A 236-nucleotide genomic window follows, 5' to 3' on the forward strand; every position below is an offset into this window, starting at 1 on the left:
CGGGGTAATCTTGTCACTTATCCTTGATTTTCCCTTTAAGGGCGTTTATAATCCACCCTTTTGGATTTGTTTTTGTCCTTGATTTTCCTCTAAGTATGGCGAGTTCTGTCATGATGTCTGGAAGTTCCATTTGTGCTGTTACAAATAAATCCCGGTTGTTTTTGATTTCTTTATCGGAGAACTCCAAAGATGTTTTTAAGTAACTTATCACTTGCCTACCTAAATCCCATGAAAGC

1 protein-coding gene is annotated in these 236 nt (G+C 37.7%); it reads right to left on the reverse strand.

Annotated features, from left to right (window positions below; translation table 11 throughout):
• Positions 1-13: 13 nt before the first annotated feature.
• Positions 14-236, reverse strand: a 223-nt coding sequence (locus FPQ13_RS13885; RefSeq protein WP_425456880.1) for a hypothetical protein, incomplete at its 5' end; no start/stop codon positions are given.

The sequence above is a fragment of the Allobacillus salarius genome, from assembly GCF_007559425.1.
Lineage (GTDB): Bacteria > Bacillota > Bacilli > Bacillales > Alkalibacillaceae > Allobacillus > Allobacillus salarius.